Origin of the sequence: Streptosporangium fragile (genome assembly GCF_039534445.1) — a bacterium.
GTDB lineage: Bacteria > Actinomycetota > Actinomycetes > Streptosporangiales > Streptosporangiaceae > Streptosporangium > Streptosporangium fragile.
Genome location: NZ_BAAAVI010000004.1, coordinates 25,853 through 45,827 on the forward strand (window position 1 = coordinate 25,853; position 19,975 = coordinate 45,827).

A 19,975-nucleotide genomic window follows, 5' to 3' on the forward strand; every position below is an offset into this window, starting at 1 on the left:
CCACAGCCGGGCCTCCTCGGTGGCGGAGAGCAGGTCCAACGCCCCGATGTCGATTTCCCCGCCCTCAGTCGCGTCGCGCTCCCTCGGGCCAGATGACACGGACGTTCATACCGCGCCGCCGCGCCTCGGCCACGACGTCCGCCGTTCCGCCGTAGCCTCGTGCGGGCCTGCCGTCCCAGACGGCGAACAGTTCGTCGGCGTGGTCGAGCATGAGACAGCCGGCGGCCATGTGCGATTCGGGGGTGGAATCGACGAACTCCAGCTCGTGAACACGCTCGGCCAGGCCCAGCAGGGCGTCGTACTCATGGCGCGTCTCGGCGGGCAGCCCTTCCCGATACCGCCGTGCGGGAATCACCGCCTCCAGGGTTCCGCCCAGGGTGATGACGGCGCGGGCGAAGATCTGGTCGGCGCCGTCCGCGAGGCAGGACAGGCCCGTGATCGCCGGGGCGTGTCCTGCCAGTGATTCCCGGATCGCTTCGCTGACCAGCGCGACGGTCTCGGCGGGAAGGCCACGATGCCCGGAGACGGCGATACGGATCATGAAGCTATTTTTAGAGGAGAATCGTCCGGAGATGGTCATCGAACGCGCGGACGCCGGCCGTCACCGGACCGCCGTAGGTCCGGCGGAACCGCCTGGCGCGCTGGATGACCCGTTCGGAGCCGTAGGTCACCCCCACCGTCAGGGCGCCCGTGGCCAGGTGGAAGGCCTCGTCGTAGTGCCCGGACATGGCCTTCGCCGTGGCGATCTCGATCATCAGCACTCCGCGCTGCTTGGTGGCGGGTTGCGTGGAGGACAGCGACTCGGCGAACGCGGCCACGGCCTCGTCGGCGCGGCCGAGCCGCACCATGACCAGGGCGCGGTATCCCGCGAGCTTCGCATGATCGAACGGGAAGACCCACGGCCAGGGCGGGGCTGACGCCCGTTCGCCGGCCAGCACCGCCGATTCCGCCTCCCGCAGCGCTCCCAGCGCCGCGGAGGCATCGCGGGCGGTCGCGTGGCCGAGCGCCTCGATGCTGGACAACCACGCCCGTGCGATCGCCGGTGGGCGCTCACCCAGCTCCTGCCGGGCTTTCGAGAGCAGTCCCAACGCCGACGCGGGATCGTCCGCGTCGATCTCGAAGGCCGCCAGGCTGCCGATCATGTATCCCGCCAGCAGCGAGTGCCTGGCCTGACGGGCGCTGCCGATCGCCAGACGGTAGTAGGTGCGGGCGGTCCCGGTGTCCTGCATGTCGGCATGGACCCAGGCGGCGAACCCGGCGGCCTCGCTCAGCACCGCGCGGATGTCGTCCGCGAAGCGGGATCGCTCCGCCCGCCCGAGGACGCGGTTCGCCAGGTCCACGTGGGCCACGGCCCCCCGTGCCAGCTCACGGGCGGGGGTGGTGGCTTCCAGTCGTCTTTGCGCGCCGGTGATGCTGGTCAGTGTGGGCGCGGTGGTCTCGTTCACCTCCGCGCGTCTGGGCAGTGGCAGGGCGGCCAGCGCCGTGAGGGCCACCGCCTTACCGAAGTCTCTGCGTTTCGTCGGATCGTCATCCCCTCGGACACCGAATCGGAGCAGGTGAAGAGGAACTCCGATTCGGAGTGATATCTCCCGAACCTGGTCCACGGTGAGCGATTGGCGATTACGCACGACTTTGGACACCCAGCTCTGGGAGTAGCCGACAGCCTCCGCCAGTTGGCCCTGTGTCCATCCGTTGGCACGCTGTATCTCGACAAGAACGGCGGGAATGTCGCACTCGGCAAGAGCGGCGGCCACGGCGGGCGCAGACCAGAACTGAGGCGGAAGACAGCCCTGGTTCTGATTCACAACGTTAGGTTAGGCGCGAGAGTGCCATCGCACGGAAATTCCCGAGGAGAATATCCCCAGCGCCATGAGTGCTACGGCATTCACCGGGGCTTCTTCCGCACTGAGGATCGCTGCATGAGCGCCTCTCCGCTCCACGTAGCCGAGCGACTACGGGTCGCACTGGAAAGTTTCGGCATTTCTGCTGATGTGCATGACGGTCATGGCATCGCTCTCGTCTCGGTCCGGGTGGGTCTGGTCGTCTGGTGCCACGGTGACCGTTACTGGTGGCGTACCGGCTGGAACCCCACCCGTCAGCGGTTCACCTACACCTGGCACGCGGCAACGGACCCTGCCGGGGCCGCACGCCGGGTCGCGAGCCGCTGCGCCGACCTCAGGAACAGGCACCCGCTGTCCGAACTGGTGACGGAAGCCCGCAGTGAGGTCGTCTGACCAGTCCGTGAGCGAGGACGTCGCGATCGCGCCGCGGTCGGGAAGAGGACGTCATGATCGCGCCGCGGTCGGGAAGAGGACGTCGCGACCGCGCCGAGGCCGGGCGGCGCCGGGCCGGTGGCGATCCGGCCCCGTCAGGCCGCTGAACGGCCCCTGATCACCCCTTCACGGACCGGCGGGGTGGCGCAGTGCATGGAGGGCCTGCGCCACCCCGCCCTGCCCGGCCGGGAAGGCCGTCACCCGGGGCGATTCGATGCGTGGCGGCGTTTCCGTCGTCACTCCGCCGGAGCCGCCGAGGCCGTTCCGATCCGGAGAACCGCGTCCTCACGTCGGTCACCGGATTCGCCGGGGTGTCCAAGAACGAAGACCGTGGCGTCACCTCCGTGCCGGGGCCGCACGAGTGGCCTTTCGCGCGTCCCGGGCGAAGGTGACAGTGCGCGGAGGATGGCGAGGAATCCATCACGATCTGCACGTTCAAATCTCGGAGTACTTTATCGAAGGATAATAGTGTCATCCCGAGACATCCATATTTGGCCTTTGGAAGGCGGGGTAGAAAGATCCCCGCGGTCGATGTTCACGGAGAAATCGGGAATGCCGTGTGCCGCCCCGCGCATCCGTTCTGCCGGGGTGTCAGTCATACGCCTTCTTCTGGTGGCGGACGGCCTTTCCGGCATCACCTGGTGGCGGGGCTCTCGCCGCCCCGGCCGGCGGTGAGCCGGTCTCGTGCCGTCACGCGTGAACGGTCGCTACGTGGACTGCCGGATGACCAGTTCCGTGGGGAGGGTCGCCGAGGAGACGGGCCCGCCGTCGAGGTGGCGCAGCAGCAGGCGCACCGCCGCCCGCGCCTGCTCGGCCCGCAGACCGCGCACCGTGGTGAGCGGGGGGACGGCGTAGCAGGCGGCCTCGATGTCGTCGAAGCCGACGACCGCGACGTCGTCCGGCACCCGGCGTCCCGACTCGTGCAGCACCCGCAGGGCACCCAGTGCCATCAGGTCGCCTGCGGCGAAGACCGCGTCCAGGCCCGGGTCGTCGCGCAGGAGCCGGCGCATCGCCTCCGCCCCGGACGCGTGGGTGAGATCGCCGACGGCGACGATCAGCCGGTGCCCCGCCTCCCGCAGGGTCTCGCGGTATCCGCGGAGTCGCTCCTGCGCGGCGGTCACGTCCGGCGGGCCGGAGATGGCGGCGATCCTGCTCCGCCCCCGGTCCAGCAGATGCCTGACCGCCGCCGCCGCGCCCCCCGCGTTGTCGACGTCGACGTACGGCGTGCGGGTCGCCACCGCGGGCCTGCCGAGCAGCACGGCCGGCACGCTCGTCCCGGCCAGCGCGCCGGGCAGCGTGTCGGCGCCGTGCGCCGACACGAGCACGACCCCGTCCACGTGCCCCGAGGTGACGTACTGCTCCACCCGCTGCCGGCTCCGGGGCGTGTCGGCCAGCATCAGCGTGACGTGTTTGCCCGCCTCCTCCAGCTCCCGCACGGTTGAGCGGACCGTCGCCGAGAACAGGGAATCGCCGGCGTGTGACCCGTCGGAGACGTCGGAGACGACCAGCGCGACCGTGTCGGTGCGCCGGGTCACCAGGCTGCGGGCGGCCGAGTTGGGGACGTAGCCGAGCTCGGCGACGGCCTTCATGACGATCTCGCGGAACTCGTCGCTGACCATGCTCTCACCGTTGATCACCCGGGAGACGGTCGATCTCGACACGCCCGCGCGGGCGGCGACCGCCTCCAGGGTGGGCCGTCTGGCGCGCTCGCGGCGCAGTCCGTTGCGCCGGATCACCTCGCGGTACCACAGGGCGCTGTCCTTGGGCAGCCGCCGCTGCGTCTCGAAGTCGACGTGCACGATCCCGAAGCGCTTGTGGTAACCCTCGGCCCATTCGAAGTTGTCCATCAGCGACCAGGCCAGGAAACCGCGCAGATCGACCCCGGCCTCGATCGCCTCGTGCGCCGCGCGCAGGTGGTTGTCGAAGAACGCCGTGCGGTCGGTGTCGTGCACCCGGTCACCGGTCACGACGTCGTCGAACGCGGCACCGTTCTCGGTGACGATCAGGCCGACCTCGGGGAAATCGCGCGAGAGCCGGACGAGCAGCCGGGACAGGCCGGTCGGCACGATCGGCCAGCCCATGGCGGTCGTCGGCGCGTGGGCGCCGCTGAACATGACGTCCTCCGTGCCGGGGTAGGCCGCGTTGGCCGGCTCTCCGGGCTCGGAGCGCACCACGCACGGGGTGTAGTAGTTGATCCCGAGCAGGTCGATCGGCTGGTTGATCGTTTCGAGGTCGCCGTCGAGGACGTGGCCGAGACCGGCGATCCGGTCCACGATCGCCAGCACCGGCTCGGGATACTCCCCGCGCAGGACGGGGTCGAGGAACTGCCGGTTGAGCAGGCAGTCGACCCGGTTCACCGCCTCGGCGTCCGCGGCGGACGGCACGAGATCCGGATCGCTCACCTGGCCCGGGGTCATCACCGGGGCGAGGTTCAGGGTGAGCGCGATCTCGCGGGCGCCCGCGTCGCGCAGCACCCGGGCACCGAGCCCGTGGGCGAGCAGCAGGTGGTGGGAGGCCCGGAACGCCTCCGCCGCCGAGGCGCGGCCCGGCGCGTGCGCGCCGATGCCGTACCCGAGGAAGGCCGCCACCCAGGGCTCGTTGATCGTCATCCAGGTGCCGACCCGGTCGCCGAGGCGATCGTGCACGGCCCGCGCGTAGTCGGCGAAGCGGTGGGCCGTGTCACGGTCGGTCCAGCCGCCGCGGTCTTCCAGCTCCTGGGGCAGGTCCCAGTGGTAGAGGGTCACGTAGGGCGTGATGTCGGCCGCGAGCAGCTCGTTGACCAGCCGGTCGTAGAAATCGAGCCCGGCTGCGTTGACGGGGCCCGAACCCGACGGCTGGACGCGGGGCCAGGCCACCGAGAAGCGGTAGGCCCCGAGGCCGAGCTCGGCCATCATCCGGACGTCGTCGGCGTGGCGGTGGTAGTGGTCGCAGGCCACGTCGCCGGTGTGGCCGCCCGCCACCCTGCCCGGCGTGCGGGAGAACGTGTCCCAGATCGAGACGCCTCGACCACCCTCGCGTGTGGCCCCCTCGACCTGGTACGCGGCGGTGGCCGCACCCCACACGAAGCCGTCGGGGAAGGACAGGGTCTCACCTCGCGCGGAGATGGTCGTTGCGGTCACTCGCCGGCCCCCTCGTCTCGCTCGCGTCCGTGATCGGCGGCACAGCAGCCCGTGCCACCGACAATGGTGCCCCAGCCGGAGGCGCGGGGGTACCCGGCCGTCGGCTGAGGCCGTCCGGCCGCATCACCGGAGGGGACGGTGCTCTCCGGTGGGCGGGTGGTGCCGGAGACGGACGTGAGCGGGTGTCGGGTCGAGGACGTGAGCGGGTGCCGGATGGGAGGCGTGGACGGGTGTCAGGCTGAGGGCGTGAGCGGGTGCCGGGCTGAGGGCGTGAGCGGGCGCCGGGCTGAGGGCGTGAGCGGGCGCCGGGCGGGGGTCAGTCCTCGGTGAGCTTGAACACGCGGTCGACCAGCTGGTGGAGGTGATTCTGGAAGCGCCGCTGCGTCTCGGGGTCGTCGGCCAGGGAACTGCCGCCGCGGGCGAGCGCCTCGCCGTGCAGGAAGCCGTACACGCTCCAGATCAGCGTCCGCACCATCAGCTCCAGATCCACGCGGTCGTCGATCAGTCCGGCCCGCGCGGCGCCGCGCAGCGCGTCGCGGGTGCGGTTGATGAGGCGGAGCGCGTAGTTGCGTTCGAGGTCGGGGATGTCGGCGGCGTCGCCGAGCCAGCGGTGCATCCACAGTGCGGGGATCTGCGGGTTGGCGATGCAGAACCGCAGGTAGTCATCGGTGAGCCGGTACATGGCGGCGGCGACCTCCCGGCGGTCGGCGGCGTCCGGGAGGGCGCTGAGCGCGTTCTCCACGACGACGCGTTCCGCCTGGTGGGAACGCTCTATGACGGCGAGGTACAGGCCGAGCTTGTCGCTGAACCGCTCCTGTATCCAGGCCGGATCCTGCCCGGTGGCCTCCGCGACGGCCTGCAACGACGTGCCGTCGTAGCCGAACGCGGCGAACAGCCGCATCGCGACCTCGATGACCGCATCGCCCTGCCTGTCGTCATCCAGAACCATGGATCCGATTCAAGTCGCTTGATCAGGTAGAGGTGGTCAAGCGCTGGTTCGGGGGTGGTCAAACCTGCGTATGCGATGTCCTGCCGGACCCGTCCCGCCGGTCCGTCCGGCGGGCCGGGCGGTCCGGACGGTCCGCGGGGAGTCGTACGGGCTCTACCGGTCCGTCCGGCGGGGCCGCGCGGTCGGACGGTCCGGACGGTCCGCGGGGAGTCGTACGGGCTCTACGGTCGGCGGGAAGCGGCGCGGGCTCTACGATCCGCGGGTCAGGACGGCAGGATCCGCAACTCGCCCTCGCGGGTCAGCGCGGTGATCCGGCGCGGGGCCTCGGGGTTCCACCGCACCTTGGTGATCGTCTGCGCGGCGTCGACCCGTATGTCGTACCCGTCGGCCTCGGGGACCCGCACCTCCACGTCCCCGGCGGTCCGCACCACGGTCCTGACGTCGGTGGGCGGCCCGGAGAACTCCAGGATGGCGTGGCCGGTGCCGGTCTCGACGTCGGCCTTGGCCGAGCGCAGGGCGACACCGTCCACGCTTCCCTCCTCCGAGCGCACCCAGAGCGTGCCCGGCGTGTCCCGCACCATCACGTCGCCCGTGGTGGTCGTCAGCCGCAGGTCGCCCCGGATGCCGTTCACCCCGACCGTCCCGGAGTGGGTCGTCACCTCGACGTCGGTGGTCACGGGCAGGCCCAGCGTGTAGTCGGCCCGGCAGGCGGGAGGGTGGTCCGGCGGCTCCACCCTGGGGCAGCGGATGCCGAGCCGGAGCGTCTGCCCGTCCCACTCCTCGGTGACCGACGGCCTGAGCCCGATCCAGGAGACCGACCGCTCCAGGTCCAGCCACCCGGTCTGGCCGGGGACGACCGAGACGTTGACGGAGCCCGTGGCGTCCACGACGATCTTCGGCGACGTGAGCGCGCGCGACGACAACGTGGTCTCCACCGTCTCGCCGACCGCGGTGGCCTCGATCCACACCGCCACGGAGGTCACGATCACGGCGAGCGCGGTGAGCGCGCCGCCCACGACGATCCAGGCGATCCGGGCTTTGCTTCGTATCGGCATGCTCTTGTCAGACCTTCAGGAATCGCAGGACGGCCAGTACCCGGCGGTGGTCCTTCTCGGCGCCGGAGAGGTCGAGCTTGGTGAATATGTTGTTGATGTGCTTTCCGACCGCGCTCTCGGAGATCACCAGGGCCTCGGCGATCCCGGCGTTGGACCGCCCCTCCGCGATCAGCGACAGCACCTCGTGCTCACGGCGGGTCAGCCGGTCGAGCGGGTCGCTGTGCCTGCGCAGCAGGAGCTGGGCGACCACCTCCGGGTCGAGGGCGGTGCCGCCCGCGGCGACCCGGCGCAGCGCGTCCAGGAACTCCGTGACGTCGGCCACCCGGTCCTTGAGCAGGTAGCCGATCCCGCTGGTCGCGGTGGACAGGAGTCGGGCGGCGTAGCGCTCCTCGACGTACTGGGAGAGCACGAGGATGGCGAGCGTCGGCCGCTGTCGGCGTAGCACGAGCGCCGCGCGCAGGCCCTCGTCGGTGTGGGAGGGCGGCATCCGCACGTCGGTGACGACGAGGTCGGGCTCGTGCTCGTCCACGGCGCGCAGCAGTCCGTCGGCGTCGGACACCGCGGCCACGACCTCCATGGCGGCCGAGCCGAGCAGGCGGATGAGGCCCTCCCTGAGCAGGACGGAATCCTCGGCGAGTACTACGCGCACGGCAGCTCCACTCTGATCGTCGTCGGCCCGCCCTGCGGGCTGTCGACGATCAGGATGCCGTCCACCGACCCGACCCGCTGGGCCAGGCCGCGCAGCCCGCTGCCCCGGCCGGGATCCGCGCCGCCCCGGCCGTCGTCGCGTACGGCCAGGTGGAGGCGGCCGTCGCGCTGCTCGACCGTGACCTCGGCGCCGGACGCCTCCGCGTGCTTGGTGATGTTGGTCAGCGCCTCCGACACCACGAAGAACGCCACCGCCTCCACCGTCGGGGAGACCCGCTCGGGCATGTCGACGTGGAGCCGTACGGGGAACGGGGCCCGCGCGGCCAGCCCGGACAGCGCCGCGTCCAGGCCCTGGTCGTTGAGTACGGCCGGGTGCAGCCCCCGGACGAAGTCGCGCAGCTCCTTCAGGGCCAGCTTGGCCTCCTCGTGCGCCTGCACGATCACCTCGCGGGCGGGTTCGGGCAGGTCGGTGAGGGTGGCGCGGGCCATGCCCAGGTTCATCGCCAGCGACACCAGCCGCTGCTGGGTGCCGTCGTGCAGGTCACGCTCGATCCGCCGGCGTTCGGCGTCGGCGGCGTCGACCACCTCGGCGCGGCTCTCCTGGAGGGTCTCCACCCGCATCACCAGCTGGTCGCTGACGCTGGGGCCGAGCAGGGCCTCGGCGGCGATCGCGTCGAGCAGGGTGAGCCCGCGGGCCAGCCACGGCCCGGCGACGAGCAGGGACCCGGAGACGAGGACGAACGCCACGCTCTCCACGGTCTCCTCCAGTATCCAGCTCCGCACCGCGAACACGCCGGTGACCAGACCGCCCGCCCAGACCCCGACGACCGCCACGGCCCCGATCCCGCTGGTCAACGGGGCCAGCAGGTGGTAGGCGAGGCGGCGCCAGGCGCTCCACGTCCGCGCCTCCTCGACCAGCCGCCTGAGCGGGTTCCTGCTGAGGCGGCGGCGCGGGACCGGGAGGATGTCGACGCCGAGGAAGGCGGAGAACCGGGATCGCTGCACCTGGGTGAGCAGCCGCACGACCTCGAAGAGCAGCAGCAGCGCGACCACCGGGACCACCACGGTCCACACCAGCAGCACCGACGCCGCCACCAGTACTCCGATCACCGCCGACCCCAGCAACGCGATCGGCAGACCCGTCACCAGGTGCGCGGTGCGGAGCCAGGTCGGCGCTGACCAGTGAGCGCTGATCCTCGCCCAGGGAGTGGTCAACTCGGTGGGGGTCATGGGACCACCGTAGGGACTGCGGCGGCCCCGGGCACATGGGCGAGGTATCCCGGAAAAAGGTGAAGAAAACCCCACCTTTGCGCGGTGAGGGCGTCGGCTACGCGCTCCTCCGCGTCGGGGGGCTCGCCGACCCGGGGGCAGGCATCCCCCGCGACCTGTCGCCGGGCAGGGCGGCGACGGCGGCGGCGATCAGCGTGGGGAGCGCCAGGGACCACAGGAAGGCCGCCCGGTAGCCGTCGGTGAGCGCCTGCGCGCCGGTCGCCCCGCCGGCGACCGCCGCCGCGACCGCGTTCAGCACCGCCAGGCCCAGCGGCCCGCCGAGCTGGAAGGAGGTGTTCAGCAGGCCGGAGGCCAGCCCCTGGTCGCCGTCCGCGACTCCGGTGGTCGACACGATCATCGAGGGGGCGTACATCAGTCCGGCTCCCAGCCCGCCGAGCAGCAGGCCCGGCAGCACCCCGGTCCACAGGGCGCCGGGCGGCGCCAGACCGAGCACGAGCAGCCCCAGCGCGGTGACCGCGGCGCCTCCGGCGAGCATCCGCCGTACTCCGAACCGGGCGACCAGGGCGCCCACCCGCCCCGAGACCACCACGATGATCGCGGTGACGGGGGCGAAGGCGAGCCCGGTCTGCAGGGGGGACAGCCCGGCGACGTTCTGCAGGGAGAGCGTGGTGAAGTACTGCGTCACCAGCGCGGCGGCGGCGGACAGGGCGCAGATCAGGTTCCCGTACCGCACGTTGGGGTCGGCGAGCATCGACAGCTTCACCACCGGTTCGGCCACCCGCCGCTCGACGACCGCGAACACCGCGAGCATGGCGACCGAGGCCGCCGCCATCGCCCAGACGGCCGCCGTCGGGCCCTCCGCGGCCCGGGTGACCGCCGCGACGAGCAGGACCGCGCCGCCGGTGAGGAGGGCGGCTCCGGTCAGGTCGAGGCGGCGGGGCCCGCCGGGGCGGTGGTCGCCGACCAGTCGCAGCACCGCCAGGATCACGGCGGCGCCGACCGGTAGGTTGATCATGAAGATGGCCCGCCAGTGCACCAGGTCGGTCAGCAACCCGCCGACCAGTGCGGCGCCGGTCGCTCCGGCGGAGCCCACCGCGCCCCAGACGCCGAGCGCCCGGTTGCGCGCGTCGCCCTCGGCGAACGCGGTGGCGACCAGCGCCAGCGCCGTGGGTGAGACCAGCGCCCCGCCGACCCCCTGCAGGGCGCGTGCGGCGAACAGCACCGCCGGACTGCCGGCCAGTCCGGCCAGGGCCGAGGCCGCGGTGAAGACCACGAGCCCCGCGACGAGGACGCGCCGGTGCCCGAACAGGTCGCCGACCCGCCCCGCGGTGATCATGAATCCGCCGTACGCAAGGCCGTAGGCGGTGACGACCCACTGCAGATCGGCCTCGGCGACGCCCAGATCGGCGCGGATCGACGGCAGGGCCACCGTCACCACCACCAGATCCAGGACAAGCATGATCTGGGCGGTGCAGAGCACCGCCAGCAGCAGGCCGGGCCGCCGGGCGGCGCGGGGTTCAGCCATGGGCCCGGACCCCGGTGGGGAGGGCGAGCGCCCGCGTGTTCCCATACATGACCGGTCTCCTCCTAGTTTATAAACGAACGTTCGTTTATAAACGTAGACCGGCCGGGTGGAGTTATCAATCGAGCATTCACCAACGGGTCGGGGCACGCCGTCATCCGGCCCGCCCGCGACCAGGCCGCGGGGCTGAGGCCCCACGATGCGGCGGCGGTCGCGCCGACCCCGGGCTTCCTGCGCTCGGAGGCCATGCCGGACCACTTCGGCGTCACCGAGGAGAACCGGCGGGACGGCGCCCTCAAGGACCCGCGCTTCGCGGCCTCGGAGGCGTCCGCCCACATCGGCCGGGCCGCGGTCGCGCCCGCCGCCGATCCGGAGATCATGGCCGGGTCCGGCGGCCCGTACGGCACCGGCGGGCCGGCCGCGGAGTACGGCTCCGCCCACGTCGACGGTTCGCGTCCCGACTTCATGACGTACTACCGCGGCGTCCCCTCGACCGGGACGCGTGACGCCAGCGACATAACCCTAAAGGGGTTATTCATGGGTTATAAATAGAGGCGACCGTCTTCGGGTCATGCCCGCCGCGGCGCGGTTCGCCGCACCCCGGGCGCCGGCACGGCGTGGATTCGCGTGCCCGTCCCAGGACGTGCATGCCGGGCCGACCGAAGGGACCTCGTCCATGAAGCGCGTGCTGCTGCTGGCGACCGGTGACACCATCGCGCACTCCTACGGGCCGGGCCACCCGTCGGTCGCGTCCGGGGCGGAGCTCCTGCGGAGCCTCCCCGCCGGCGCGCTCGCGGCGGACGTCGTCGCGGAGGACGTGATGGCGGAGCCGAGCTGGGACATGTCGCCCTCCACCATGCTGGAGCTGGCGCGCAGGGCGCGGACCGCGCTGCTGGAGCGCGGGTTCGACGGTGTGGTGATCACCCACGGCACCGACGCGCTGGAGGAGACCGCGTACCTCGTCGACCTGCTCGCGGGCCGGGCCGCCGAACGCGGCGGCATCGTGCTGACCGGCGCCGTGCGTTCCCGGGACGAGCTGTCCGGTGACGGCCCGCGCAACCTGGTCGCGTCCGTCACGGCCGCCGCAGACGGGGCGCTGCGCGGCGCCGGGGCCGTCGTCTGCGTCAACGACGAGATCCACGCGGCCCGCTGGGTCACCAAGGTCGACGCCGCGAGCGTCGCGGCGTTCTCGTCGGCGCCCTTCCCCACGCTGGGCAGGGTGTCCGGCGGCCGGGTCGAGACGCTCGCCGCGCCGCCGCCCCGGCCGCCCGCGACGGCGGGGGAGCCGGCCTCGGACGTCGCGCTCGTCAAGACCTATCCCGGGATGGACTCCGTCCTGCTCACCGCGGTCGTGGACGCCGGGGCCCAGGGGATCGTGCTGGAGGGCACCGGCCTGGGCAACGTGCCCGTCAGCCTCTTCTCGACGATCGCCGAGCTGACGGAGTGGGGGATCCCGGTCGTCGTCGCCTCCAGGTGCCGGACCCCGGCGACCCCCCTGGAGGACATGCGCCTGGGCACGGGCCTGGCCGCCACCGTGGGGGCGATCGGAGCCCGCGGTCTGGCGCCCGCCAAGGCCCGCTGCGCGCTCATGGTCGCCCTGGCGACGGGCGGGGTCGACGCCGTCCGGGCCTGGTTCGCGAGGCTCTGACATCCGGACGTGACGGCGGAGATTTAAGGACGGATCAAATTCCGGGGAAGAGGAGTATCCCGGCGCCGGATGGGCAGAGGGAGGAAGTCCGTGGTCCGGCGGAGGGCTGGGGAGGCCTCCGCCGGACCACCCTTCACGCCGCGCTATCGCCTCCGGGCGTCGCCGCCGCGGTATCACTTCCGGGCATCGCGGTGGGTGCGTCGACGCCGCGCGGGACCGTACGGGGTGGTCGCGTCCGTGCGGGTTCGCGCATCCGGCCACGTACGTTTCGGGCTCGCCCCCGGGAATCGGCGCGGCGTGGGCTCACACCGCGTAGGCGGTCCGCCAGTCACCGCAGTGGGACGGGGCGAGGGACGGCAGGGAGCTGACACAGACCCTCGTCTCCACGCGCGTCACGCCTTCCTTCTCGTAGGCGAACCTCGCGGTCTCGCCGGGCCGGCAGGCGCGGTTGGCCACCACCTCCGGGCCGTCGTGACCGCTACCGGGGGCGTACGTGAGCCGCGCCTCCAGGTGGGCGCACGTGCCGTCGTCCTCCATGGCTCGGAGGTCCCCGTTGGCCAGCAGGCCGCTGATCTCCAGGCGGCCGGGCGAGGTCCCGCCGGCCGCGACGATCCGGCCCGAGACCGAGGCCGTGCCGTTCGCCGAGCTCTGCGGTCCCAGGGCCGCGGTCGTGGCGGCGGCCACGGGGCGGGCGGCGAACGCCGCGGAGGGCGCGCCCTGCCCGTCGGCCGAGGCGGTGAGCGGGGATGCGACGGTGAGCGCGCCCACGGTGGCGGTCACGGCGACGGTGACGGCGAGCAGGCCACGCGTGAGCGGCTTCATGATCGGCTTCTCCTTGCGGTGCCCCGGGCCGGCTCGGTGCCGGCGTCGGCGGCGGGGCGTGTGAAGATGAAAGCCTCCGGCGCTTGCAAGGTCCCTGCACGACGCTTATCGCGAGCTGGCGACGGGATGGAGGCCGGGTGCGTGCCCGCGTGGGCGTCCGGCCGCAAGCATGGCGGGGGGTACGCCACGGATGTCCGGCCGCAAGCATGGCGGGGGGTACGCCCACGGACGTCCGGCCGCAAGCTCCGCCACCCGGGTGGCCCACGGAGGTCGCACAGCATAGGGGGATAATCCAGTGCAGTTCAGACTGTCCCCGCCCTAGTGTTCGGCACATGACTCGGACCGTCACGGCGCGGGACCACGTCGACCGCCGGGCGCTCGCCGCGGCCGGCGTCACCGTGCTGCTGTGGGCCTCGGCCTTCGTCGCCATCCGCAGTGCCGCGCGGCACTTCGACCCCGGCGCCCTGGCCCTGGGGCGGCTCCTCGCGGGCTCGGCCGTGCTCGGCGTCATCCTGCTGGTCCGGCGTGAGGGGCCGCCGCCACGGGCCGCGCTGCCGGGCATCCTGGGCTCGGGGATCCTGTGGTTCGGCCTCTATATGGTCGCGCTGAACTGGGGCGAGCAGGAGGTCGACGCCGGCACCGCGGCGATGGTGGTCAACATCGGCCCGGTGCTGATCGCGCTCCTGGGGGGCTGGCTCCTCAAGGAGGGCTTCCCGCCCCGGTTGATGGCCGGAATGGCGGTGTCGTTCGCCGGAGCCGTCGTGGTGGGCTTCTCCATGTCCGGCGGCGGCCACGCGTCGGTGGCCGGCGTCCTGCTCTGCCTGGTGGCCGCGGTGACGTACGCCGCCGGCGTCGTCTGCCAGAAGCCCGCGCTGCGCCACGCCTCGGCCCTGCAGGTCACCGCGTACGGCTGTTTCGTGGGCACCGCCGCCTGCCTGCCGTTCGCCGGGCAGCTGGTGTCGCAGGCGGCGACCGCTCCCCTGCCCGCCACGCTGAACGTCGTCTACCTGGGCGTCTTCCCGACCGCCCTGGCCTTCACCACCTGGGCCTACGCCCTCGCCCGCACCACCGCGGGCAAGATGGGCGCCACCACCTACGTGGTTCCCGCACTGGTCGTCCTGATGTCCTGGGCCGTCCTCGGCGAGGTCCCCGGCTGGTTCACCCTGGCCGGCGGCGTGCTCTGCCTGGCCGGTGTGGCCGTCTCACGGGGCCGGGGGAGAGCCGGGGGCGTGTGACGGCCGCCGGGCCCACGCCGGGAGCGGACCGCTCCGCAGGGACCGGACTCTCCGCCGCGCCGGACATGCCCCCTCGGGGACCGGTTCCGGCCGGGGTGCCGCGCGGAGGGGCGTCCGGCTGCGCCGGCGGGACGGCAGGGACCGGGCCGGGGCGCCGCGCGGCGGCGGGGCGGGTTCCGTGGCGAACGGGACGCCGAACGGCGAGGCGGAGCTCGGCGGGAGGAGCCCGGCTCCGCCGTCACCGTCAGGCGGGGATCGAGACTCCGAGGCCGCCGCGGGTCTCGGCGCCGTAGCGCTCCTTCTCCTTGGCGATGTCGAGCGGCTTGATGGCGGCGCGGCCCCGCAGCAACTCGTCGGTGAGGAGGTCGGCCGGGACGAGCCAGGACACCTCGAACTCCAGCCCGTCGGGGTCCTTGGCGTACAGGGCCTTGGTGGTGGAGTGATCGGAGGCGCCGACCAGGGCGTTGAGCTCGCCGAGCTTCAGGGCGACGCGCTCCAGCTCGGCCAGGGTGTCGACCTCCCAGGCCAGGTGGTAGAGGCCGACGGTCGAGCGCCCGGCGCCGGAGGAACCCGCCTGGGAGCCGATCTGGAACAGGCCGAGGTCGTGGTCGTTGGTGGAGCCGGACGCCTGCAGGAACGCGGCGCCGGGAGCGCTCATGACGACCTTGAAGTCGAGGGCCTCCCGGTAGAAGGCGACGCTGCGCTCCACGTCGCGCACGAAAAGGACCGCGTGGTTGAGTCGCTGGACCGGCATGGTTCCTCCCCTAAAGCTTGAACGCTCAAGTAGATTACCCCCAATTGCTTGAGAGTTCAAGTAAGCTGGCGCCGTGACGCGATGGCTGGACGATGACGAGCAGCGCACCTGGCGGGCGTTCCTGGCGGCCTCCCAGCTGGTCCAGGAGGAGCTCGACCGGCAGTTGCTGCGCGACTCCGGGATGCCGCACGCCTACTACACGGTGCTGGTCAGGCTGTCGGAGGCGCCGGGGCGGACGCTGCGGATGAGCGAGCTGGCGGCGCAGGTCAACTCCTCGCAGAGCCGTCTTTCGCACGCGGTCAAGCGCCTGGAGGAGCGCGGCTGGGTGCGCCGCGAGCCGTGCGCGGCGGACAAACGCGTCAGCTGGGCGGTCCTCACCGACCGGGGGTTCGAGGTGCTCGCCGCCGCGGCCCCCGGCCACGTGGAGGCGGTGCGGCAGAGCCTGTTCGACCGCCTCGACCCCGATCAGGTGCGCCGGCTGGCCGAGATCTGCGCGGCGGTCCTCGCCGGATCCGCCCCGGATCCGGAGACCTCGCCCGATCCGGGGCCGGGCGCCCCCGCGGCGCCCTGACCGGGCGCCTCGCCGTATCGTTCCCGCCCGGTTGTCGGTGGCACGCCGTACCGTTGGGCGCGGCCATTCGACGCAACGGGGGGATACGAGCATGGCGGATGTTTCCCGGACCGGGACGAACATCGACTACGAGGCGAACCGGATGCTCTTCCGGGTCGTCCACGAGATCGCGGTGCGGCACGCCGGGGCGAGCGTGCCCGAGGTGATGGCGGTGTTGCGCCTGCGTCTGACCGGCATCCCGGGGCTGGACGACCACGGGATGCGCCGGATCGCCGAGGAGATCAGCGTGGGGCGGGATCCGTCCGGGCTGTAGCCACGTGGCTCCACGGGTCGGCGACGACCCGGTGGATGACCTGCCCGGCCGCGCCGAGGGTCGCGGCGTCGCCGCCGAGCCGTGAGACGGTCAGCTCGGGGACGGCGTGGCGCATCGCGGCCAGCCGGGCGGTCATCGTCTCGCGCACCGGATCGCGCAGCCATGGGAAGAGCGGGGCGAAGACCCCGCCCAGCACGATCGTCCCCGGGTCCATCAGGTGCACCGCGGAGGTGAGGGCGACGCCGAGCGCCTCACCGGCGCGCTCACAGGCGCCCAGCGCGTCCCGGTGGCCCGCCTCCAGGCGCTCCAGCAGCCTCGGCACGCCCTCGGGCGCCCCGGCCAGTCCGGCGGCCCGCAGGAGGGCGTCCTGGCCCGCGTACTGCTCCAGGCAGCCCCGGCCGCCGCAGCGGCACGCGGGGCCGTCGGGGGAGACGACCACGTGTCCCAGCTCCCCGGCGAGACCCCGGGCGCCGCGGAAGAGGGCGCCGCCGACCACCAGGCCCGCACCGATGCCGATCTCCCCCGACACGTGCAGGAAGTCGCCGGGCGCCGCGCCGAACCAGAGCTCGCCGAGGGCGGCCAGGTTGGCCTCGTTGTCCACCTCGACCGGGAAGTCGAGCAGGTCGGCCACGCGGACGTCGTGCCAGCCGAGGTTCGGGGCCGCGTGCACCAGCCCGTCGTCCACGGGGCCGGGCACCGCGAGGGTGGAACCGGCGATGACGAGACCGGCCAGGCGCGCTTCATCCACAGCCCTGTGGGCAAGTCTCCGCAGGTGAGAGAAGGTTTCCACAGGCGAGGACGCGCGGTTGTCCACAGCCTGTGCATACCGGAGCCGCACCGTGAGGGTGAGGTCGACCACGCATGCCGACAGGTAGTCGACGTTGATCTCCAGGCCGAGCGCCGCGACGCGCCCGCCGCTGAGGGTGACGGCCGTGCCGGGTCGCCCGCGCTCGCCGTCCCGGAGCGTGCCGGACTCGGTGACCATGCCCGCCCGGAGCAGGTCGCCGACCATCTTCGACACCGTCGTCTTGGTCAGCCCGGTGATCTCGGCCAGCGCCGCGCGGGTGACCGGCCCGCTCCTGCGCACCTCGGCGAGGACCACGCCCAGGTTGCGGGCGCGCATCGAGTCGTGGCGTACGGCCTGCGTCATGGAACACCCACCTCTTGACGATCCCACCACCCCGATCCATATTAAGTCCATAACATGGATTAAATCGGAGGAACGCAGATGAGCGCCTACACCCCCAAGCCCGAGGATCGCTTCACCTTCGGGCTGTGGACTGTCGGCTGGCAGGCCCGCGACCCCTTCGGGGACGCCTCCCGGGCCCCGCTGGACCCGGTGGAGAGCGTCCACCGGCTCGCCGAGCTCGGCGCGTACGGCGTCACCTTCCACGACGACGACCTGCTGGCCGTCGAGCCCGACCGCGACAAGGCTGTCGCGAACTTCAAGAAGGCGCTGGCCGACACCGGGATGAAGGTCCCGATGGCCACCACGAACCTCTTCACCCACCCGGTCTTCAAGGACGGGGCGTTCACCAGCAACGACCGCGACGTCCGCCGTTACGCGCTGCGCAAGGTGATGCGCAACGTCGACCTCGCCGCCGAACTGGGCGCGACCACCTACGTCTGCTGGGGCGGGCGCGAGGGCGCCGAGTCCGACGCGGCCAAGGACATCAGGGCCGCGCTCAGCCGCTACAAGGAGGGCATGGACCTGCTCACCTCGTACGTGATCGAGCGGGGCTACGACATCCGGTTCGCCATCGAGCCCAAGCCGAACGAGCCGCGCGGCGACATCCTCCTGCCGACCATCGGCCACGCGCTGGCGTTCATCAACGAGCTGGAGCACCCCGAGCGGGTCGGCCTCAACCCCGAGGTGGGCCACGAGCAGATGGCCGGGCTCAACTTCGTGCACGGCATCGCCCAGGCGCTCTGGCACGGCAAGCTCTTCCACATCGACCTGAACGGCCAGCACGGGCCCAAGTACGACCAGGACCTCATCTTCGGCCACGGCGACGTGAAGAGCGCCTTCTTCCTGGTCGACCTGCTGGAGAACGGCGGCTACGACGGCCCCCGCCACTTCGACTACAAGCCGCTGCGCACCGAGGACTCCGAGGACGTCTGGGTCTCCGCCGCGGCCAACATGCGCACCTACCTCATCCTGAAGGAGAAGGCCAGGGCCTTCCGCGCCGATCCCGAGGTCGCCGAGGCGCTGGCCGCGAGCCGGGTCGCCGAGCTGTCCGAGCCCACGCTGGCCCCGGGCGAGACGCTCGCCGACCTGGCCCGCGACGACTTCGACCCCGACAAGGCCGCCGAGCGGGGCTTCCACTTCACCCGCCTCAACCAGCTCGCCGTCGAGCACCTCCTCGGAGTCCGGGGATGACTCTCGTGGCCGGGGTCGACTCCTCGACCCAGAGCTGCAAGGTGGTGATCAGGGACGCCGTGACGGGCGCCCTGGTCCGCCAGGGCCGCGCCGCGCACCCGGCGGGCACCGAGGTCGACCCCGAGGTCTGGTGGACGGCGCTGCGGGAGGCGCTGGCACAGGCCGGAGGGCTGGCGGGCGTCGAGTCCCTGAGCATCGGCGCCCAGCAGCACGGCATGGTCTGCCTCGACGAGTCCGGCGCCGTCGTCAGGAAGGCGCTGCTGTGGAACGACACCCGCTCCGCCGGAGCCGCCGCCGACCTGGTCGCGGAGCTGGGCGGGCCGCAACGCTGGGCCGAGGCGGTGGGCAGCGTGCCCGTCGCGTCGTTCACCGTGACCAAGCTCCGCTGGCTGGCCGAGCACGAGCCCTCCTCCGCCCGCCGCACGACCGGGGTGTGCCTGCCGCACGACTGGCTCACCTGGCGGCTGGGCGGGCGGTTCGTCACCGACCGGGGTGACGCCTCGGGCACCGGGTACTGGTCGCCCTCGGCCGGCTCCTACCGCACCGACCTGCTCCGGATGGCCTTCGGCGCCACCCCCGACCTCCCGGCCGTGCTGGGGCCCCGTGACTCCGCGGGCGAGGTGCTGGCCACCGCGGGCGTGCCGGTCGAGGGGACGGTCCGCCTCGCGCCGGGCACCGGCGACAACATGGCCGCGGCCCTGGGCGTCGGTGCCGTGCCCGGAGACGTGGTGGTCTCGATCGGAACCTCCGGGACGGCCTTCGCCGTCACCGACACCCCGAGCGCCGACCCGAGCGGCCTCGTGGCCGGGTTCGCGGACGCCACCGGGCGGTTCCTGCCGCTGGCGTGCACGCTGAACGCGGCCCGGGTCCTGGAGGCCGCCGCACGTGTGCTCGGCGTCGGGCTGGACGAGTTCGACCGGCTCGCGCTCTCGGCCCCGGCCGGGGCCGGCGGCCTCGTCCACGTGCCGTACCTGGAGGGCGAGCGCACTCCCAACCTGCCCGGCGCCACCGGGTCGCTGCACGGGCTGACCCTGGGCACCTCGACCCCGGCCCACCTGGCCAGGGCGGCGGTGGAGGGCCTGCTCTGCCACCTCGCCGACGCCTTCGACGCCCTCGGCCTCGACCCGGCCAGGATCCTCCTCATCGGCGGCGGCGCCCGCTCGGAGGCCGTAAGGCGGATCGCCCCCGCGGTCTTCGGGCGGCCGGTGGTCGTCCCCGAACCGGGCGAGTACGTCGCGGACGGCGCGGCCAGGCAGGCCGCCTGGCTGCTCGCCGGCGGCGACGAGCCGCCGGCCTGGGAGACCGGCAAGGCCGAGCACTACGAGGCCGACCCCGTACCGGAGATCAGGGCCCGCTACGCCGAGGTCCGCGACCTCCGCTGACGGTCGTGGCCCTCCCGCGGGGACGGCGTGCCCCCCCGCGGGGACGGCGTGGCTCCCGCGGGGACGGCGTGGCC

General features: G+C 72.8%; 19 protein-coding genes. 8 read left to right on the top strand and 11 right to left on the bottom strand.

The window, feature by feature from the left end:
• Window positions 1–64: 64 nt before the first annotated feature.
• Window positions 65–541 (bottom strand): hypothetical protein, encoded by a 477-nt coding sequence (locus ABD841_RS03905; protein ID WP_344967921.1) that lies wholly within the window; start codon window positions 539–541, stop codon window positions 65–67.
• 10 nt (window positions 542–551) lie between these two features.
• Window positions 552–1,805, bottom strand: coding sequence for a helix-turn-helix domain-containing protein (locus ABD841_RS03910; RefSeq protein WP_486389201.1), 1,254 nt, complete (start codon window positions 1,803–1,805; stop codon window positions 552–554).
• Window positions 1,806–1,991: 186 nt separating this feature from the next.
• Here ABD841_RS03910 and ABD841_RS03920 point away from each other — a divergent pair, with 186 nt between their 5' ends.
• Window positions 1,992–2,234, top strand: coding sequence for a hypothetical protein (locus tag ABD841_RS03920; protein ID WP_344967923.1), 243 nt, complete (start codon window positions 1,992–1,994; stop codon window positions 2,232–2,234).
• A gap of 746 nt (window positions 2,235–2,980) precedes the next feature.
• Here the strand turns inward: ABD841_RS03920 and ABD841_RS40735 are convergent.
• From ABD841_RS40735 to ABD841_RS03955, 6 genes are all read right to left on the bottom strand, one after another.
• Window positions 2,981–5,392: a GH1 family beta-glucosidase gene (locus ABD841_RS40735; protein WP_425581944.1), complete on the bottom strand. Its 2,412-nt coding sequence runs from the start codon at window positions 5,390–5,392 to the stop codon at window positions 2,981–2,983.
• 316 nt (window positions 5,393–5,708) lie between these two features.
• Window positions 5,709–6,341, bottom strand: a complete 633-nt coding sequence (locus ABD841_RS03935; protein WP_344967925.1) for a TetR/AcrR family transcriptional regulator — start codon at window positions 6,339–6,341, stop codon at window positions 5,709–5,711.
• Window positions 6,342–6,604: 263 nt separating this feature from the next.
• Window positions 6,605–7,396, bottom strand: coding sequence for a DUF4097 family beta strand repeat-containing protein (locus tag ABD841_RS03940; RefSeq protein WP_344967926.1), 792 nt, complete (start codon window positions 7,394–7,396; stop codon window positions 6,605–6,607).
• Window positions 7,397–7,403: 7 nt separating this feature from the next.
• A complete protein-coding gene (locus ABD841_RS03945; RefSeq protein WP_344967928.1) occupies window positions 7,404–8,045 on the bottom strand; it encodes a response regulator in 642 nt (213 codons plus the stop codon).
• Entirely contained in the window at window positions 8,036–9,274 is a 1,239-nt protein-coding gene (locus ABD841_RS03950) for a sensor histidine kinase (protein WP_344967930.1), read from the bottom strand. The genes ABD841_RS03945 and ABD841_RS03950 overlap by 10 nt, the downstream gene beginning before the upstream one ends.
• 97 nt (window positions 9,275–9,371) lie before the next feature.
• Window positions 9,372–10,799, bottom strand: a complete 1,428-nt coding sequence (locus ABD841_RS03955) for an MFS transporter (protein ID WP_344967932.1) — start codon at window positions 10,797–10,799, stop codon at window positions 9,372–9,374.
• Between the two features lie 243 nt (window positions 10,800–11,042).
• On the opposite strand from ABD841_RS03955, the gene ABD841_RS03960 reads away from it, so the two are divergent.
• Both ABD841_RS03960 and ABD841_RS03965 read left to right on the top strand, forming a co-directional pair.
• Complete coding sequence (locus ABD841_RS03960) at window positions 11,043–11,348, top strand: SDR family oxidoreductase (protein WP_344967934.1); 306 nt, start codon at window positions 11,043–11,045, stop codon at window positions 11,346–11,348.
• Between the two features lie 124 nt (window positions 11,349–11,472).
• Window positions 11,473–12,444 (top strand): asparaginase, encoded by a 972-nt coding sequence (locus tag ABD841_RS03965; RefSeq protein WP_344967936.1) that lies wholly within the window; start codon window positions 11,473–11,475, stop codon window positions 12,442–12,444.
• A 303-nt stretch (window positions 12,445–12,747) separates the two neighbouring features.
• Here the strand turns inward: ABD841_RS03965 and ABD841_RS03970 are convergent, their stop codons facing one another.
• Window positions 12,748–13,266, bottom strand: a complete 519-nt coding sequence (locus tag ABD841_RS03970) for a hypothetical protein (protein WP_344967938.1) — start codon at window positions 13,264–13,266, stop codon at window positions 12,748–12,750.
• 332 nt (window positions 13,267–13,598) lie between these two features.
• Between ABD841_RS03970 and ABD841_RS03975 the strand changes: the two genes are divergently transcribed.
• Complete coding sequence (locus ABD841_RS03975) at window positions 13,599–14,501, top strand: DMT family transporter (protein ID WP_344967940.1); 903 nt, start codon at window positions 13,599–13,601, stop codon at window positions 14,499–14,501.
• A gap of 244 nt (window positions 14,502–14,745) precedes the next feature.
• On the opposite strand, the gene ABD841_RS03980 is transcribed toward ABD841_RS03975, so the two are convergent.
• Entirely contained in the window at window positions 14,746–15,255 is a 510-nt protein-coding gene (locus ABD841_RS03980) for a VOC family protein (protein WP_344967942.1), read from the bottom strand.
• A gap of 73 nt (window positions 15,256–15,328) precedes the next feature.
• Here ABD841_RS03980 and ABD841_RS03985 point away from each other — a divergent pair, with 73 nt between their 5' ends.
• A complete protein-coding gene (locus tag ABD841_RS03985) occupies window positions 15,329–15,826 on the top strand; it encodes a MarR family winged helix-turn-helix transcriptional regulator (RefSeq protein WP_344967944.1) in 498 nt (165 codons plus the stop codon).
• Window positions 15,827–15,917: 91 nt separating this feature from the next.
• The gene (locus ABD841_RS03990) at window positions 15,918–16,139 is read left to right on the top strand and encodes a hypothetical protein (protein WP_344967946.1); all 222 of its coding nucleotides are present in this window, start codon (window positions 15,918–15,920) and stop codon (window positions 16,137–16,139) included.
• On the opposite strand, the gene ABD841_RS03995 is transcribed toward ABD841_RS03990, so the two are convergent.
• Window positions 16,108–17,289: an ROK family protein gene (locus ABD841_RS03995; protein WP_344967948.1), complete on the bottom strand. Its 1,182-nt coding sequence runs from the start codon at window positions 17,287–17,289 to the stop codon at window positions 16,108–16,110. The genes ABD841_RS03990 and ABD841_RS03995 overlap by 32 nt on opposite strands.
• A gap of 78 nt (window positions 17,290–17,367) precedes the next feature.
• On the opposite strand from ABD841_RS03995, the gene xylA reads away from it, so the two are divergent.
• Together xylA and xylB are read left to right on the top strand one after the other, a co-directional pair.
• Window positions 17,368–18,519 (top strand): xylose isomerase, encoded by a 1,152-nt coding sequence (gene xylA, locus ABD841_RS04000; protein ID WP_344967950.1) that lies wholly within the window; start codon window positions 17,368–17,370, stop codon window positions 18,517–18,519.
• Window positions 18,516–19,901 (top strand): xylulokinase, encoded by a 1,386-nt coding sequence (xylB, locus tag ABD841_RS04005; protein WP_344967952.1) that lies wholly within the window; start codon window positions 18,516–18,518, stop codon window positions 19,899–19,901. Before xylA ends, xylB begins: the two co-directional genes overlap by 4 nt.
• Window positions 19,902–19,975 lie beyond the last annotated feature (74 nt).